At 42.9% G+C, this 17,795-nt stretch carries 18 protein-coding genes; 6 read left to right on the forward strand and 12 right to left on the reverse strand.

Going from position 1 to position 17,795, the window contains the following annotated elements; all coding sequences use genetic code 11:
• Positions 1-64 precede the first annotated feature (64 nt).
• From IW644_RS07635 to yejK, 3 genes are all read right to left on the reverse strand, one after another.
• Positions 65-916 (reverse strand): M23 family metallopeptidase, encoded by an 852-nt coding sequence (locus IW644_RS07635; protein WP_442864431.1) that lies wholly within the window; start codon positions 914-916, stop codon positions 65-67.
• A 139-nt stretch (positions 917-1,055) separates the two neighbouring features.
• Positions 1,056-1,931 (reverse strand): 6-carboxytetrahydropterin synthase, encoded by an 876-nt coding sequence (locus tag IW644_RS07640; RefSeq protein ID WP_269917110.1) that lies wholly within the window; start codon positions 1,929-1,931, stop codon positions 1,056-1,058.
• 66 nt (positions 1,932-1,997) lie between these two features.
• A complete protein-coding gene (gene yejK, locus IW644_RS07645) occupies positions 1,998-3,104 on the reverse strand; it encodes a nucleoid-associated protein YejK (protein ID WP_269917111.1) in 1,107 nt (368 codons plus the stop codon).
• Positions 3,105-3,264: 160 nt separating this feature from the next.
• On the opposite strand from yejK, the gene IW644_RS07650 reads away from it, so the two are divergent.
• Both IW644_RS07650 and IW644_RS07655 read left to right on the forward strand, forming a co-directional pair.
• Positions 3,265-3,483: a DUF1414 domain-containing protein gene (locus IW644_RS07650; RefSeq protein WP_179983423.1), complete on the forward strand. Its 219-nt coding sequence runs from the start codon at positions 3,265-3,267 to the stop codon at positions 3,481-3,483.
• Between the two features lie 8 nt (positions 3,484-3,491).
• Positions 3,492-5,018, forward strand: a complete 1,527-nt coding sequence (locus tag IW644_RS07655) for a DUF3413 domain-containing protein (protein WP_269917112.1) — start codon at positions 3,492-3,494, stop codon at positions 5,016-5,018.
• Positions 5,019-5,101: 83 nt separating this feature from the next.
• Here the strand turns inward: IW644_RS07655 and gmhB are convergent, their stop codons facing one another.
• The 4 genes from gmhB to IW644_RS07675 all read right to left on the reverse strand — a co-directional run bounded on the left by gmhB (position 5,102) and on the right by IW644_RS07675 (position 9,134).
• Entirely contained in the window at positions 5,102-5,680 is a 579-nt protein-coding gene (gene gmhB, locus IW644_RS07660) for a D-glycero-beta-D-manno-heptose 1,7-bisphosphate 7-phosphatase (RefSeq protein WP_269917113.1), read from the reverse strand.
• Complete coding sequence (locus IW644_RS07665; protein WP_269917114.1) at positions 5,667-6,557, reverse strand: putative RNA methyltransferase; 891 nt, start codon at positions 6,555-6,557, stop codon at positions 5,667-5,669. The genes gmhB and IW644_RS07665 overlap by 14 nt, the downstream gene beginning before the upstream one ends.
• Before the next feature lie 230 nt (positions 6,558-6,787).
• A complete protein-coding gene (locus IW644_RS07670; protein WP_269917147.1) occupies positions 6,788-7,918 on the reverse strand; it encodes an enoyl-CoA hydratase/isomerase family protein in 1,131 nt (376 codons plus the stop codon).
• Positions 7,919-7,979: 61 nt separating this feature from the next.
• Complete coding sequence (locus tag IW644_RS07675) at positions 7,980-9,134, reverse strand: acyl-CoA dehydrogenase family protein (protein ID WP_269917115.1); 1,155 nt, start codon at positions 9,132-9,134, stop codon at positions 7,980-7,982.
• A 230-nt stretch (positions 9,135-9,364) separates the two neighbouring features.
• Here IW644_RS07675 and IW644_RS07680 point away from each other — a divergent pair, with 230 nt between their 5' ends.
• Positions 9,365-10,975: a response regulator gene (locus IW644_RS07680; protein ID WP_269917116.1), complete on the forward strand. Its 1,611-nt coding sequence runs from the start codon at positions 9,365-9,367 to the stop codon at positions 10,973-10,975.
• Between the two features lie 56 nt (positions 10,976-11,031).
• On the opposite strand, the gene IW644_RS07685 is transcribed toward IW644_RS07680, so the two are convergent.
• On the reverse strand, positions 11,032-11,901 hold the full coding sequence (locus IW644_RS07685) for an NAD(P)-dependent oxidoreductase (RefSeq protein WP_269917117.1): 870 nt from the start codon (positions 11,899-11,901) through the stop codon (positions 11,032-11,034).
• A gap of 88 nt (positions 11,902-11,989) precedes the next feature.
• Between IW644_RS07685 and IW644_RS07690 the strand changes: the two genes are divergently transcribed.
• Positions 11,990-12,472, forward strand: coding sequence for a glutathione peroxidase (locus IW644_RS07690; protein ID WP_269917118.1), 483 nt, complete (start codon positions 11,990-11,992; stop codon positions 12,470-12,472).
• 199 nt (positions 12,473-12,671) lie between these two features.
• Positions 12,672-13,667: a 2-hydroxyacid dehydrogenase gene (locus IW644_RS07695; RefSeq protein WP_269917119.1), complete on the forward strand. Its 996-nt coding sequence runs from the start codon at positions 12,672-12,674 to the stop codon at positions 13,665-13,667.
• A gap of 44 nt (positions 13,668-13,711) precedes the next feature.
• Here the strand turns inward: IW644_RS07695 and IW644_RS07700 are convergent, their stop codons facing one another.
• Both IW644_RS07700 and IW644_RS07705 read right to left on the reverse strand, forming a co-directional pair.
• Entirely contained in the window at positions 13,712-14,464 is a 753-nt protein-coding gene (locus IW644_RS07700) for a methyltransferase (RefSeq protein WP_269917120.1), read from the reverse strand.
• 15 nt (positions 14,465-14,479) lie between these two features.
• The gene (locus tag IW644_RS07705; protein ID WP_269917121.1) at positions 14,480-15,241 is read right to left on the reverse strand and encodes a Nif3-like dinuclear metal center hexameric protein; all 762 of its coding nucleotides are present in this window, start codon (positions 15,239-15,241) and stop codon (positions 14,480-14,482) included.
• A 250-nt stretch (positions 15,242-15,491) separates the two neighbouring features.
• On the opposite strand from IW644_RS07705, the gene IW644_RS07710 reads away from it, so the two are divergent.
• Entirely contained in the window at positions 15,492-15,827 is a 336-nt protein-coding gene (locus IW644_RS07710; RefSeq protein WP_269917122.1) for a hypothetical protein, read from the forward strand.
• Positions 15,828-15,924: 97 nt separating this feature from the next.
• On the opposite strand, the gene IW644_RS07715 is transcribed toward IW644_RS07710, so the two are convergent.
• Positions 15,925-16,548 (reverse strand): TetR/AcrR family transcriptional regulator, encoded by a 624-nt coding sequence (locus IW644_RS07715; RefSeq protein WP_179983413.1) that lies wholly within the window; start codon positions 16,546-16,548, stop codon positions 15,925-15,927.
• A gap of 101 nt (positions 16,549-16,649) precedes the next feature.
• Complete coding sequence (gene sohB / locus IW644_RS07720) at positions 16,650-17,690, reverse strand: protease SohB (protein WP_269917123.1); 1,041 nt, start codon at positions 17,688-17,690, stop codon at positions 16,650-16,652.
• Positions 17,691-17,795: the final 105 nt, after the last annotated feature.

Raw genomic sequence — 17,795 nt, forward strand, 5'->3', positions numbered from 1 at the left:
GCCTTCGAGTTCTACCTGAAAGCGCCTTTTCTATACTGCTTTAACCACTGAGTTCTATAGGCTTTTAGTGTTCGGGAGAAGCAGAGATTATGGTCTGCGGATCTAGTCGAGTTTTCCCTAAGTTAATACGCCAGTCCAAGTGCGGACCGGTGGAGCGGCCAGTGGACCCAATCGTTCCGATCTGTTCACCTTGCTTGACGGTATCGCCTACCTCAACTGTGAAGCTATCCATATGCAAAAACGTTGAAAAAACACGCATACCGTGGTCTAGAATCAAGGTGTTGCCTGAATAATAGAGATCGTCGGCCATGGTAACCACACCATCCACAGGCGCATATACGGGAGTGCCTGTTTTGTTAGCGATATCTACGCCGTAATGCGGCCATTTCGGCACACCATTTAATATGCGTTGACTACCATACACGCCCGATATTCTGCCCTTAGCTGGCCACTCAAAACGGGTGAACAAAGCGTCTAAATCGCTATTTCCGCTGCGCGCATTGGCAACGTTGACGTTATCTCGTTTTATCCGTGCAGTTACCTCAGCAGGCGGCGTAACCATTTTCTGCTCTAAACCATCAATGCGCTGAATATTGTACTCGCGCTTTTCAAGGGTAATATCGCGCTTCCACGTTTTACCATTATCTAGCGTCACTATTAAACGTTGCTGAAGAGGTGCTTCTCTTTCAAAACCCACAACAAATTTGCCGTCCTTGTTTGTCTGCACTGGCTCGCCATTAAGAGTGACCGTAGCGCCTACTGGTGCCTGACCACGTAACAAGGCGCCTTGGGTAAATTTACCATTTAGCGAAACCTCAATCGCGTTTTTATCTTGGGCTGGGTCAGACGATATTTCAGTATCATCACTCGTAGCAATTGCCGCAGTCGCAACAGGGCTTACGGTAATTACACCCATTGCAAAAATACACGTTAATGCACTTGGTATTTTCTTACCCAACGCTCTTGTTATTACGCTGATTATTGGGTTAGTTAACGTGCCTTTAGTATGTGTGGTAGCCATATTATGCCCTGTCCTTTACTGCTTTCTGCTAACGCTAGCCTTTAACCGTTGCGCCTTTACCCACGCCTTCATAGGCAATTACTTGGCAAACTCCGTCAGGCGTGCGCTTCTTTTGTTCTTCAAGAAGATACTGAGCTAAACACTCAACCGTCGAATCGGTCTCGATGACTTCACAATCTGATTTAGGAATAAGTAGTTCAAAATAACCCTGTGAAGATTCATAAGCGAAACAGTAGTAGTCTTCAGTATTCTCAACTTCACCTTTAAGCTTTCTATCGCTGTAGGCAATTTCATCTTCGCGGGTTGCAATGTAAATGTCTGCCCAACGGTCTGCCCAATATTGCTGACTTTCCGTGCTCACTTTACCGTCAAGGATAATATCAATGCGAGAACGGTGCCCGTGAGCTATGCGCTGACAGTTACCATCGTGCTTCTTAAGTCCGTGAGTGTAGTGATAGAACGGCGAGTTAATAATTTCTTCACGCAAATGCAGCGTTATGTTTTCAACGTTTTCAGGAAGGTGCGTTGCTAGCACTTCTTTTAAGTAAACGCCGACAGACTCCATGTTTATTTCATCTGAATAAACGAATGCATAGGCTTCCGCTGGACAATGTAACATGATGCTACGCCCATCGGTGCAGGTAAAGCGGGTCTCTACCTGTTCGGTAACGTCATCGTGAATAACCTCTGAACCGCTGTATTCCGCGGGTACTAAAAGCTTATGATCGACATATTCGTCAATAAGTCGCTTTAGGTTTTTTTTCACGTGACCGAAGTCTTGAACCATGCTCTCTTCATTAAGCTCACCGTCCAAAATCACATCGACAATCCAGCTTTCACCCACCATGCCACGCTTTGGGCAAAGGTAAGAGAAGTCCATCACTGTCAAATCATTTACAAATAATTGCATAACACCCTTGAATCGAGTTGATATTCTATTAACTAGTATACGTTTTTTATCTGCGCTTCGCAGCGACTAGTCCATTGAAGATTGGCGATTAAGCTGATCTTTTAAATTAGGTGGAATTCCACGAATAGTTAGTGTATCGGTAGCCGGGTCATAAAACACTCTGTCGCCCATTAGCTTACGTTCAAAACTTAGCGATACCCCACCACCCTGACCGGTAAACTTTGCAAGCTGTTTTAACGCTGCTGGATCGGGCTGAATTTCTTTCTCAAGTGGTGCTTCCATAGACTGAGTAAAGGCAGAAAAGTTGCTGCTGGTTTCCTCGTTTTGAGGAAGTCGGTTTGCCAGTTCATCCACCGACAAGCTTTCGCCTGCGTCAATCTTTTCTTTGAAGTACGATTTAACTTCTTCTCTATGCTGATGCTGCTCTTGTGGGTCTAACGACTCACTGGCAAGATAAGCATCGACAGTAGAAATTAGCTGCTTGTTTTGTTGCTTAACATCAACCAGTTCTTCACAGCCCACAAACTGCATAAAGAAATCAGATACTTTGCGACCCATTCTACCTTTTATAAAGCTTACGTAACGCTGTTGCTCTGGCTGGATATCCCACTGAGTTAAATCGAAACGTACGGCCAGCTGCATTTTAGCTAAATCTAAATGTTCCCGGGCAGACAGGTCTAATGAATTAGTAACCTCTACATGAGAACGGGTATTGAGTAACGCTATCATTAAATACTGGGTGGCTAAATATTCATATTGGCAGAATATAAGAAAGCCAGTTTCTACCGTACCTGTATCAGCTAAAGTACGTACTAAGCGATTAGTCGCCGATACTGAAAACGCGTGAAATGCATCTTCTACGTTGTCTCCCGCTTCTTTTTGAATATCCATGTATTGCCTGAGGCCTTCGGCGAACTCAGCCACGTTCTCAGTGCTTGTTTGCGTAGTTGCTTCGCCTTCTTCGCCTTCCACTTTTGCTTCGCGGGTTACTTCAGTGACAAAATGCCCCACGCCTTTTCCGGGTTTAGCATTGAAGCTATGGTTAATTTGATGGGCTAAAAGCTCAATTTCCGGGGTTACTGCCAAGCAGTTATCACGTGGAATTGCTTCAATTTTCTCTTCTTTGTTTACAATCAAGCGATGTACAACAAAGTGATGAATCAGTGCACTCATAGAGTATCTGGTGTCCTGTTGCTTAAAAAGTGTCAGAAATATTCAAAGAATTGCGGGATTTTAGAATGAATGATTGTACTCACTCAAACAACGATTATAATCATTTTACGTTTAAAACCATTCTTTTTATCAAAGATAATCATAAAAAAGAGGCGTAGCAATGCCCCAACAGAGCCGCTATAGCAACGACGAATTCGAAACGCTAATGAATAACGTTATTCTAACCCTAGAAGAAGGCGGTGCAAACCGCGATCTTTCACTTATGGTGTTAGGCAACGTCATTACACATATTTTAAATACTCAGGTTGCTCCTGAAAACCGCGAAGCCATGGCAGCACAGTTTGCCGATGTACTTAAGAAAAGCGTAACAAAAAGCTAAGGGATTGCATGATACTTGCCGAATCACCTCGTCGCCAGCGCGTTACTAAACTGGTAAATTGGGGGCACTGGTTTGCCCTGGCGAATATTATCATCGCCATTGTTATTGCCTCGATTTTTGTTTTCTCATCACCTATGCCAGGCACAGGTGTCGGCACCGTGTACCTTTTAGCCAATTGGTTTGGCCATATTGGGTTTATGACCTTTTTTGGCTTTGTCATTTTTGTTCTCCCCCTTTGTTATTTGGTTAATAACCCGAGAGTGATAAAAGCTAGCGCATCCATTATTGCTGCGGTGGGCTTAGCACTTTTAGCGTTTGATGCTTTATTGTTCAATCGCACAGGGTTTCATATTAGCTTTCATGCTGCAGACTTACTGCGCAGCGAAGCACAATCCACAATGGCTATAGAGAGTTGGCAGCAGTGGGCCTTCTTGTTCCTTCTGTTCATTGTTTGGCTTGGTTTCCAGCTAGTTTTAGCTAATGCGATATGGAAGCGTGTTGAGCGCTTCACGCGCTATAAAGTGGGCATACCTGTTACAACATTTTTCGTGAGTTGTTTTGTAACCAGTCATGCTATTCATGTGTGGGCTGATGCCAAGCTTTATCAACCTATTATTGCCCAAGACAACATGTTTCCGCTCTCCTACCCTGCGACAGCTAAAACCACCATGTCGCGCTACGGTTTGCTTGACTTAGCGGCCTATGAGGAGCGAAAGCAGCTGCAATTTAACCCTGATATTCACAATATCACTTATCCTGCTGAACCAGTTTATTGCTCTATCGAGACCAATAGAAATCTTACCGTAGTCGTTCAAGTAGATAATGATAACGCTGTTGACTTAAGTGGTATTGAAGGTGTGTCGTTAAATACCCTTGCCAATTATTATTCAACGGCCAGCAGTGTCGAAGGTTTAATGACGGCAACCTTATTTGGTGTACCGGAAATTTATCAGGATGCCTTGTCTCAAAAGCGCCCTGTACTATTGGCCTTACCTTTGGGGTCGGGTATGCCGGTATCAATACATAGCGATGTCGCATTACCTCTCCCTCAATTGTCTGGCTATGTACAGCCTTTGAGTAATAACCATGAAGGGCTGCACATTACCTTTATGAAAGGTTCAGATATCAAAGACTATGTTGAAAATACTATTGATAGAAAACATGACGTACTAATAGCGACAGGCTTTGGCAGTGAAAATGGTAAGGGTGCACTTTACAGCACGCTAGATATCAAAGGTAAATTAGCAAGTACAGAAGATTTGGCACCAACTATATTGAATGCCTTGGGTTGTAACGCACCATCAACCTTCTATTCGACTGGGCAAAACTTATTGGCACCATCGCGCCCTTGGTTAGTAAGTACCTCAGGCGAGCGAATCGTAGTATTTCATGGAAATAAACGGACAGATGTTCTAAGTAACGGTAGCTATGAAATCAGCGATTTGACTTCCGGCAAACGCAGTAAAGACGCTTTGAACATTGACTTGCTCAGTCAGGCCATAAAGCACTTATCCCGCTTTTCCACACAGAACTAGTCAGAACTAGAGCTTCTCTGTCGCAGCGGTAGACAAACCTATCGCTGCAACACATTTTGCTTTTTTCTCTTAGTAACAAAAACTTAAAGCGTTACGCGTAACAGTTTTATAATTTCAGATAGGCTAGTAACGTTAGATACACGGTGAGAAGAATTAAGCTTACTCAGCTGCTCATCAGTTATAAGTTTATGTGACAAATAGAAGCTTTCCGTTAGACCGGCAGCATTGGCAGCCTCTATATCTCGCCAACTATCACCAATAAGTATGCTGTTGGACAAGTCGACATCAAGTTCTTTAGCAGCTTGGAACAGCATGCCTGGCAATGGTTTTCTGCACTGGCACTCGATAGCAAACTTTTTTACGCTACCTTGGGTGTGGTGAGGGCAATAATAAACAGGGATATGTTGTACATCGTGAGAAGCGAAATCTTTTTGCACCCGCGCCATTAACCTATGAAAATCTTTTTCAGTGTAATAGCCTCTCGCTATTCCACTTTGATTTGTGACGATTACAGGCAGGTAACCCTCATTTTGAAACTTGCGTACGACGTCGAAGATACCTTCTACATATTCAAAATTTTCATATTTACCAACGTAACCGTGGTCAACGTTAATAACACCGTCTCGGTCTAAAAACAGCGCTTTTTGATTATGGCTGGACATCTATTTTCTCATCACCAACAGTCGCGCCCTTTCTCCAAATTTGGATGTGAAAGTCTGCGGTTACTTTTTCTAACGACGCTACAATAGACTCGATTTTACCGTGTGGTAACTTCCAATAAAAAGGGGTCATCTTTATAAGTGCTATCTTGTGATCTTCACTTTCAAAATTGATGGGAAATGAAAAACACTCGTCATGGATGCGAGTAAATCCACTTCTAGGCCCATCATCAATTTGATGTTTTCTTGGTGTGTCGTAGACTTGCTGTTTAAGCTCAAACAGATGGTTAGGCGCAGGGTCGACGGTTAAAAGTAGCCCCTCACTATTCAATACCCGTTCATACTCGTCGTTGCTTCCAGGCGCAAAGACCTGTATCACTAAATCTTGAGTAGACTTTTCAAGGGGTAGTTCAAAGCTGCTTGCTACAACAAACTGAGCATGTTTATAAGCCTTAGCGGCCAACTCCACGGCTATTTTAGATATATCACTGCCCGCAGCCTCAATAGAAAAACCTTTAAGCGCAAGGCCCTGAACCATTGCGTCTAAATAACTTCCTTCACCGCAACCAGCATCATAAATAGAGATACTTTGTTTAGAACCGTCTTCTGCCAACCCTTTTTCTTTGCACGACTCAACAATTAAGTCCCCTACCACCTCGATTAACCTATCTTTCAGCGGTTGATAGGTGTTTAATTGATGAAACTCTCTACGAGCTTTCACCATATCCTTATCGTCACCCGGAAGTTTCGACTTCTTAAACTGAACCGGTAATAAGTTAACGTAGCCAGATTTTGCTTTATCGAAGCTATGATTGTTTTCACAGCGGATTGGCGTTGAATTTAATGAAATAGGTGATTTACAAAGTGGGCAGTGCCACATGACGAGATCTTTGTTATCGTGAATTTACTAAAGGATATCAAAATCGACACCTTTACGGCAATAACAGCGCAAAATAACGGTAAGGGTAAAAAGGTAGAAAAGTACAAAGGAAGAAAGATGCAAAGGTAATAAAGCCAAACGTTATCAGTGATGTTTACGCTTGGCTCGCTGATTTAAATTATGCCTATTTTTTAAAAATGTCTTTTCCACATTCTGTCAAAAAAAGTAATTTATAAACCTGATAAGGGGTGTTTATCTTCGGGCCATGGAGAGGTAAAGAAATGCTCTACCACATCTTGCGGCACATCTTCTACGCTTTCAAATTTCCATTTGGGCGACATATCTTTATCTATCAATAGGGCTCTCACGCCCTCCTGAAACTCACCACTTTCACCGCAGCGACAAGACATATTAGCTTCCATTCTAAAGCAATCAGCGAGGGTCATCGTTGCCCCTCTTTTACACTGTTCATAAACTAAATGCATAGTTATCGGAGAGCCTTTTGCCAATGTGCTTTGTGCTCGAGACAACCATTTATCTTGGCTCATATCAGCGCCAAGAATTGAATTAACTACGTCAGTGACATTATCAGCTGCACACAAATCATCAATGAATGCCATGTTAGGCTCTACATTGCTGCTAGGCGCAGAATCCGTTGCCTTTAAAGATTCAAGAATAGAGGTTACAGAATCATTTAAACGATTACTTTCTATCTCATCCCATGAATAGTTCGAAAGCTTTTGTATCAAAGTCTCTTTTTCTGAGCTAGCTACTAGCGCATCCGCTAGGCCTACAAAACGGGCGTCTGCACCATTCATCTGCCCGCCTGTTAAGCCTAAGAACAAACCTGATTTTCCAGGTAGACGGGGAAGGAAATAACTCCCTCCTACGTCAGGGTATAATCCGATAGTAATTTCAGGCATAGCTAATCGCGACGTTTCGGTTACTACGCGATGGCTAGCACCACATAGCAGACCCATACCGCCGCCCATCACAATGCCGCTGCCCCACACTACAATGGGTTTGCTGTAGTTGTGAATGGTATAATCTAAGGTATATTCGGTTTCAAAAAACGTTTCCAAGAACGATGGAATTTGCCCTTGTGCTTCCAACATCGACTTGTACATAGATACGATGTCGCCACCAGCGCAAAACGCTTTATCACCTGCAGCATCAATGACCACAGCTATAACATCACTACGCGTCTGCCACTGTTGAAGTGCTTTTAGCATGATTTCTGCCATCGCTAGGTCCAGCGCATTCAGTGCTTTTGGCTTATTAAGCGTTAAACGTCCTATTGTAAAGTCGCCGTTCGATGTTTTTAACTCATCTACAATGACTACTGACTCCGCATCTGTCATATTCACTTTCTCCATTGATTGTGCCTTGAAACGCATTTTTTCTAACTGAGCTGCAACCGCATTAAAGAACGCTTCGCTCATCGGAAAGTAGGCGACGCCCAATAATCACACGCATAATTTCGTTAGTACCTTCAAGTATCTGATGAACACGAACATCTCTAAAGTGACGCTCTAATGGATACTCTTTAATATAACCGTATCCGCCGTGTAATTGGAGCGCATCGTTGCACACATTAAAACCTACGTCTGTTGCAAAGCGTTTAGCCATAGCGCAGTAAGTCGTTTTATCTGCGTCATTATTATCTAACTTACACGCTGCCATACGTACCATCTGCCTAGCCGCAACTAACTCAGTCGCCATATCAGCTAACTTAAATTGAAGAGCTTGGAACCCTGCAATAGGTTTACCAAACTGCTCGCGCTCATTCATATAATCACGGGCTACGTTTAGCGCCTGCTGTGCTGTGCCTACTGAACAGGTAGCAATATTAATTCGGCCGCCATCAAGCCCTTGCATGGCCATTTTAAAGCCTTGACCTTCTTCACCTAACAACCAACTATCATCAAGCTTTACATTGTCAAATGTGATCATACGAGTGGGCTGGGCATTCCACCCCATTTTCTCTTCTGCTTTTCCGTATTCAATACCATCTGCATTAGCAGGGACTGCAAACGCAGATACGCCTTTTGGACCATCCTCGCCAGTACGCGCCATGACAACGAGAACATCTGTACTCCCTGCTCCAGAGATAAATACTTTAGCGCCATTTAGTACATATCCACCGTCAGCTTTAGCTGCTCTAGTTTTAAGTGAAGCAGCATCAGATCCAGCGCCAGGCTCTGTTAAGCAATAAGAGGCAAGCTTGTCCCCTGTGACTAATTGTTCGCACCACATATCTTTAACTTTACTGGTGCCCCATGTCGCTATCATCCACGTAGCCATGTTGTGAATAGTCAACATGGCTGTAGTTGTAGTACACCCCATTGAAAGCTGCTCAAAGATTATTGAAGAGTCGAGTCTTGACAGACCTAGGCCACTCGCACTTTCAGGTGCATACAAGCCGCAAAAACCTAACTCGCCGGCTTTTTTAATTGCCTCTACAGGGAAATGGTGTTCTCTATCCCACATTGCGGCATTTGGCGCTAATTCTTGTTGAGCAAATTGGCGAGCTGTTTCTTCAAAGGCTAATTGGTCATCGGTTAATTCAAAGTTCATTAGACATACCTTCAACTGAGTTGCTTTCTAAACACAATAACCAATACCTACCCCTTACGTAAACGTAAAGGTAAATATTTATTTAAATATATGAGCTCATAACGTAAATATTTTGTGACGAGGGAATGGTTTTCACTTCTGAGACTAATGCTGGTAGACAAAACTTATCCTTTTTAATAATGCACTTTTTCCCAGCCGCTGATAAGCTAGCTTTAGTTTAAAGTATTCATATGATTGCCGTGGAATTTAGAATAGCCATAGTAGAAGACAATGCTACCGCTCGAACCGCGCTTCGAGGCCACCTCATGTCTATTGCAAATTTATCGGTTAGTAGCTTTGCATCTGGCGTTGAATTGAAAGCGGCGCTTAAAAAACAGAACTTTGAACTGTTATTAATGGACTACCACCTTGGCCAAGGCAAAACTGGTGTCGAATGGGTGCAAAACTTGAGAGAAGCCGGGTTTATTAGGCCGAGTACAGGAATCATCTTTCTTACTTCAGACCGCTCTCCTCAAATAATCGGTCGGATCATGGATCTACAACCCGACGTTTTACTCATCAAACCCTATACTATTGCCTCACTGACCCGCCAAATTAATCACTATTTAAAATACCGTGATTTTGTTAAGAATGTTTTGCATTCGCTAGACAATAAACAATTAGAAAGGGCTATTAGTGTAGTACGCGCCAAAATCTCAGAAGGCATCCCCCCTCGCCTTGTAGCGGATATACGAAAACTTTATGCAAGGCTTCTTTATGAAAATGGCGATATCCAAAGGGCTTTGAGTATTTATGATGATGTGCTCACCCGCAGCGATAAAGTGTTGTGGGCGCAATGGGGCAAAGTTAAATGCCAGTACGCGTCTGGGCAGTGGCCACACTGCAAAAGCCATCTAAGCCAAATGGTGAATTCAAGCCTGGCGCGGGATAAGGCATTTGAATGGCTAGCTTCTATTTCCTTTGAGCAGAATTCTTATGAACAGGTAGAAAAATACCTTAACGAGATAAAGTTCAGTGAATTGAGTTTGCCTGCCGCTAAACTTAAAACTTTAGCGTATCAAAAACAGGACAAAGTTGTTGAAGCTATCGATCTTTTGCAGAAAAAGCGTGCGATGCACCGCAGTGCTAAAGACAGGTTTAACGACTTTACCTTTGAATTGGCAGAGTTTTATTTGTTCTTGGCAGAAGAGTCACCTGAAACCAACAGAGAAGAAAGCTTGTCTCAAGCGAGAAAACTGGTTGGTATTGCGGGTAGAAGCCAAGGCGACCCTCAAACACTGCAAAAAAGGGATTACCTTCTGGCGTTTTCAGCAGTGTTAGATGGCGATATAGATAAAGCCAGTCATCTGCTTGAAAGTGACCACATTGATAATTACCTGCGTACAGAGCCGTCTGTCTTAGTGATTGCTGCCAAGGTTCATCATGGGCTTGGCGATGAACGCAAAGCAGGTGAGTTATTGTTAATGGCTAAACAGAAAAATGCTGAACTACAGGCCATCTCGGAACAAGTGATGAACGACGAGTTAATTTTCACTGGTGGTGAACGATTGGGGCTAAACCACGAACAGGCTATTTCTATTAATGAATCTGGCACCCAACTGTTTATAGAAGGAATGTTTGATAAAGCAATGAAGCATTTTTACGATGCATTTCAGCTCTCGCCAGACACCGCAGCTTTCGGGTTAAACCTGCTTCAATGCATGATTGAAGCAGATACAGGTGTTTACCGTAAGTTTAACATCAATGTTTTACTTGAAAAAATCACTTCATTGCCGCTGAACGAGACAAATAGGACCCGTTTAGAACAGCTTACTTTGTCCGCACAAGAGCAAGCACTTTAGTTTATTTAAAGTGCTAGTGCTTTTTTACATTACAGCAACCTACGCTCAAAAAGAGACTATTTTAAACGTGTAAGTAAGCTGGAAGTGTCCCAACGGCCACCACCAAGTTTTTGTACATCAGAATAATACTGGTCAACAAGCGCTGTAAGCGCCAAGGTAGACCCGTTTTTACGCGCTTCATCAAGCGCAATGTTTAGGTCTTTGCGCATCCAATCTACAGCGAACCCAAAGTCAAAACTGTTGTTCAACATGGTGCTAGCTCTGTTTTCCATCTGCCAAGACTGCGCAGCGCCTTTGCTAATAACATCAATGACTGCGTTACAATCTAGTCCAGCGCGCTGGCCGAAGTGAAGCGCCTCGGCTAAGCCCTGCACAATACCGGCAATACAAATCTGATTCATCATCTTTGCAAGCTGACCGCTGCCGCTTTTACCCAGCAACTGACTATGGCGAGCATAATGTGCCATTACTGGCTCTACTTGAGCGAAAACTTCTTCATCACCGCCAACCATGATAGTCAGTTGACCATTTTCAGCCCCAGCCTGCCCTCCAGACACTGGCGCATCTAAAAATCCTATTTGTTTATCGTTACTGCTTGCGTAAAGCTCTCTCGCTACATCTGCTGATGCGGTTGTGTGATCGACCAGCACGCTACCTGCTTTCATTATTTCTAGTGCTTGCGTACCAACATCTCTTACGTCATCGTCATTACCTACGCACATAAAAACGATATCTGCGTCTTTAACGGCTTCGGCCACCGAATTACACGCACTAGCATCAGCGTTGCCATAGGCGGCTAGCCAATCTTGTGCCTTTTTCGCCGTACGGTTATACACAGTAACAGAATAACCCGCTTTGCTAAGGTGACCTGCCATAGGAAATCCCATTACACCCAAGCCCAAAAAACTCACTTTCAAATTACTCATACAGAATATACTCTAGATGCCAATTAAATAGGTTTGCATTACGTAAGAGTAACAGACTTAACAAAAACAAAAACATAGGAATATTAATTTGGAACTCTATACTCACCCAATTACGTTGAATAACGGCGAGCAAACTACACTTGAGCAATACAAAGGGAAAGTACTGCTTATTGTTAATACCGCCAGTAAATGTGGCTTTACACCTCAATATGAAGGGCTTGAAGCGCTTTATAAGAAATATAAAGACCGGGGTTTTGAGGTACTAGGGTTTCCATGCGACCAATTTGGCCACCAAGAACCCGGAAATGATAGCGATATAGCACAATTTTGCAGCCTAAATTTTGGCGTGTCATTTCCGCTTTTTAAAAAGACAAATGTTAATGGGCCAGATGCAAACCCGCTTTTTGAAGCGTTAAAACAAGGTGCTCCCGGGCTGCTGGGAACCAAACGTATAAAGTGGAATTTCACTAAGTTTTTGGTCAATGCTGAAGGTAAAGTACTAAAACGCTACGCGCCTACCGTAAAGCCAGAGTCTATTGAAAAAGATATTGTTAAACTTTTAGGGGCATAGATCCTACGCCCTAACTTGAGTGCAACTGAAGTGCTCTGGGTCGACTGACGCTACTATTATTTTGTTGATCTGTGTCTACACAGTTCAAATAGTAGCGTGCTAATTTATTACGCATTGTTGGCACTATATAGTGCATTAGCAGTTGGGTAGTAAAGTGAAAACTACGCCAAATGAAAATACGTACACGTGTGGAAATACTATGCAAAATAATCATATTGCCTTTTTTAGTACTCGCCCCTATGAGCAAGTGGTATTTTCACAGCTATTAGAAAACCACAATAGCGCCAATAACCAAAGCATTAAGGGCACTTTTTTCGAGCACCCACTTAATCCATCAACTGCTATAAGTTGTAAGGGATATAGTGATGTGGTTGTCTTTGTGAACGACGATGTAAATGCTGCAACCATCAAAGTGCTAAAAGACTGTGGTGTTAAACACATCGCGCTTCGCTGCGCAGGTTACAATAATGTAGATGTTAGCGCTGCTGCTGAAGCTAACATATCAGTAAGTCGCGTGCCTGCTTATAGCCCTGAAACGGTAGCTGAACACACGCTCGCACTCATTCTGACCTTAAACCGAAAAACCCATAAAGCCTATAATCGTGTTAGAGAAAGTAACTTTAGCCTAAACGGCTTAATGGGCTTCACCCTACACGGCAAAACGGTGGGCGTTGTAGGTACAGGGAAGATTGGTAAAGCCGTCATCCGCATACTGTTAGGGTTTGGATGTAAAGTTCTTTGTTTTGACCCAAGCCAGGATGATGATGTGATCGCTTTGGGAGCCCAGTATGTTCCGCTAAACGAACTGTTAGAGCAAAGCGTCATTGTCACCTTGCACTGCCCACTCAATGAAAAGAGTTATCACATTATCAATGCTGACAGCATAGCGAAAATGCCGGCGGGCGTAATGCTAATCAATACATCACGTGGCGGCCTTGTTGATGGTACTGCCATTATAAAAGGGCTTAAGTCGAAACAGATAGGCTATTTAGGGTTAGATGTTTACGAAAGAGAGTCTGAACTCTTTTTCAGTGACCATTCACAGGAAATCATACAAGACGATACCTTTCAGCGTTTAACAACCTTTCCCAATGTATTGATAACGGGTCACCAGGGCTTTTTCACTTATGAGGCATTGAATGAAATTGCGGTAACGACGCTTAAAAACATCCTTACCGGTGACAACACGCTGTAAGCAGCCATTAGGATAAACCCAATACGTCAACGCTGACTGTAAACTCAACCGTCTTGTGGCTTTTCAAGAATGAGTTGGAAGTATTTTCCTAGCCACAAATAGGGCTCCTGCTGGTGATACTGTCGTTCAAGAGCAAGTAGATCGCTAAATTTGCTACTTTGATGCGTAATATCCCGCATATAATCGTGAAAACAGCGAATGCCAGCTTTTTCTAGTATGTTAAAGCCTAACGACTCACAATACTCAACTACTCGCATTGCGCTTAGCGGCTGGTTGGGATTAAGTCTCACCTGCTTTTTCGCCTTCATCCCTTTGGCGATATAATCAAAATTACCGTAAATGGCATTGGCAAATAAATTCGCATCTTGATTAAAGAAACTCAAGCTTAAGCGCGCTCCGGGTTTCATATTGCTATACATAAAATCTATAGCATCAAAGGGCGCATCCAGCCATTCTAGAACCGCATGACAAACCACAAAATCGAAATCACTAAGGTCTTCTATTTGTTGTAAATATTGATGCCGTATTTCTATATTTGGCGCATCAGAAAGTAAAGCTTCCGCTTGATTGAGCACATCTTTTGACGCATCGGTGAGCACAACAGCATGTTCTTTCGCGGCTATATGAGCCGTCATTACTCCTGTGCCCCCACCTATTTCGATGGCTCGAAGCGGCGCTTTTAAATAAGGTTCAAGAACATCACATAATAATGTGTGCCGCAATTTTCCCTTGGTTGTCCCGTAAATGTTGTTTGAGAACTTCTCAGCAATACCGTCGAAGATACGATCGTTATTCATATACTACAGACTTCGCTATGCAGGGTTATCGATATCAATAAACTCAACAGGTACGCCGAATTGCTGCTCAATATGTTCACCTAAAGACTTCACGCCGTAGCGTTCGGTAGCATGGTGGCCAGCCGCAAAAAAAGTAATACCCATTTCTCTTGCTGTATGCACGGTTTGCTCAGATACTTCACCGGTAATAAATGCATCTACACCTAACTCAACCGCTTGTTCTATGAATCCCTGACCTCCGCCAGTGCACCAAGCAAGTGTCGTAATTGGTTTTGAAGCAGGCCCTTCAATTAGCACATCTCGTTCTAACAGCTGCTGCAATTTATCTTGTAACGCCGCACCTTCAATTGCTTCCTCAAAATTTCCTTGCATAACAACACCCACAGGTTTTACGCCGCTGACTGCACTTACATTTTGAACATCGAGAAGAGACGCAAGCTGACGATTGTTACCAAATTCTGGGTGAACATCTAAAGGAAGATGGTAAGCAAACAAATTTAGATCGTTGGCTAGTAAAGTAGAAAGACGGCGCTTTTTCATGCCAGTCACAGCCTGCGATTCACCTTTCCAAAAGTAACCATGGTGCACGATAAGCGCATCGGCGTTAGCTTCTATCGCCGCATCTACTAAAGCCTGAGATGCAGTTACGCCTGTCACAATTTTCTCTATTTTGCTTGTGCCCTCTACCTGTAAGCCATTTGGGCAATAATCGCTGATTTCGCTAACCCTTAACATTCCATCAAGATAATTTTGTAGTTCTAGGCGGGTAATAGACACAAGTCCTCCGGTTGAAAGTTAGACAAATTGTTAAAAAAACGCTATAAAATACGCGAACGTTTCGTATAACACCTATAAGTCGACAAACGCTTATCGCAGGAAAACGGGAAAAAAGTGGATTGTTTAAATCACTGCCTACTTTTTATTCGTTTTAGCGGTAACGTGTTGCGCTTTAATCAATCAGCTGTCACTTATTGGTATTACAAGACAAAAACGTTCGTCATCTTAACAAAATAAAGAGCAAAAAAGCATGGCAAACTTAGACAAAGATGCAGTTATCGCGGCTTTCACTGAAGCCTATAAAAAAGCTAATGGCAAAGCGCCGACTATTGAAAGTAAGAGCGGTTGGTACAGCGTAGATGGCGGCAAAAATATGCGCTTAGCACAGCTTCAGGAAATGGCAGAATCGCTAGCATCGAATTCGTCTGAAAAAACAGAAGCAAAGAAAGAGAAAAGCGAAACCAAAGCAAAAGCCAAACCTGCTAAGAAAAAAGCACGTGCTTCCAACAAATCAGGTTTTTCGGTTAAGGATTTTTGGGCTGAAAAGCTAAACGCTGAAGCACCTGGCGCGACCCTTCCTCGCTAGGTTCAACAAGCATTTCTCATAACGCTTGTTTCACACTATGCCTAGTCTCCATTTGAGGGGACTAGCGCTTTGTTCTTACGTTAGCTATAGAAGTGGTTTATTTACCGGCAAGTCCCTGCGCGACAAATGGCACAAGATGCTGGATGACTTCTTTTATATCTACGTGTTTATGAAAATCGGATTCAGCGATTTCTGTTAATGCCTGACTCGATGCCATCGAAAAGACAAAACTTCCCATAGCAAAATGCAGTCGCCAGAATAGCTCTTCTTCTGGAAGTTCAGGTAAACAGCGTCTGATAGCATCTACGAGGGCGCGTATACAGTCACCATAATCATGCATTAGGAACTTACGCAAGTGCCCTTGTGTTTCGTTGTATCCCCGGCCTAGCAATTTTACAAAGGTGGCTGTGCCCTGCTCGGATATAGCATTCAGATTTAACATGGGAGGGATAAGCGAATATAAAAGCTGCTCAACGCCTTTAGCGCCTTCAATAGGCGGGAGAGCGTCTAAGCAAGTCTTAACTTGTGGCATAAGCTCATCAAAGTATCGCTTAAACACCGCTTGTATTAAGTTTTTCTTACTACCAAAATGGTAATTCACCGACGCTAGATTTACTTCTGCTCTGGCAGTAATTTCCCGCATCGAGGTTTGGGTAAACCCACTTTGAGAAAACAAGTATTCCGCTGCATCTAATATATCGTTTTTAGTATGCCGTGCCATATTCTTTTTATTATCTTTTGTCGGTTAAAAATTTTACGTCCATCTGTGCTTATTAACGGTGTTATGTTCATGCCGCAACAAACACAGATGGTTTATAGCTATTAAAACCAATGACGCGCTTTGTTCATGCTTTTCATAAACACACGCTCAACAACATTAGCTGCCGACATACCAAGCTTTTCCGCAACATTTTTCTTCACAGCATACTTAACGCTGAAAATTTCGCGTGCCGGGTAATGCGAAAGAATGTAGTCATCGGAGGTGGTGATGTCGTCAACCAAGCCAAGTGCTTTTGCTTTAACTCCTGGCCAATACTCACCAGTAGCTACTTTGTCTATATCCATTTCTGGGCGTTGACTTTGCACAAAATCTTTAAAGAGCACATGAATCTCTTCAATTTCCTCTCTAAACTTGGCGCGGCCTTCATCGTTATTTTCACCAAAAATCGTTAGCGTACGCTTAAACTCTCCGGCAGTATGCTGCTCAAATTCTATGTCGTTTTTCTTCAGCAATTTATTGAAGTTAGGTAGCTGAGCTAGAACACCAATACTACCGATATACGCAAACTGTGACGCCAACAATTTATCGGCAACACACGCCATCATATAGCCACCGCTTGCCGCAACTTTATCTACGGCAATGGTCAATTTCAGACCCTTTTCTTTAATGCGCTGTAATTGCGACGCAGCAAGTCCGTAACCATGTACTACGCCACCGCCACTTTCAAGACGTACTAAAACTTCATCTTCTTTATTTGCCACACATAAGATTGCAGTGATCTCTTCACGCAGGTGCTCGACCTCATTGGCATCCATAGACCCTTTAAAGTCGATAACATATAAACGAGACTTCTTTGACTCGTCACCCTGATCTGTCGTTTTGTTTTTAGCCTTGCTCTTCGCTTTGGACTCTTTCTTCTGTTCTTTAGCTAATTTTTTTAATGCGTTTTTATCTAAAAGGACTTCTTTCGCGTAGTTTGTAATGTCCTTTAATTGCTCAGAAATAGACACGATTTCAAGTTGCCCTTTCCCCTGCTTCTGTTTGCTTGCTAAACCAACTATGGTTGATACAACAACAACGAAGGCGATAACTAACGTTACTGCTTTGGCAACAAACAAACCGTATTCGTACAAAAACTCCAAACTTTACTCCTAGTAAAATAAACGGGTAAGCAACGTTGTTTACCCACAACGTAAAGAGCGGCCTTACCCAATTTAAGGCAAAGCCGCTGATGTAATCGCGTTATA

It is taken from the genome of Alteromonas sp. PRIM-21 (assembly GCF_027563165.1).
GTDB classification, from domain to species: Bacteria; Pseudomonadota; Gammaproteobacteria; order Enterobacterales; family Alteromonadaceae; genus Alteromonas; species Alteromonas macleodii_A.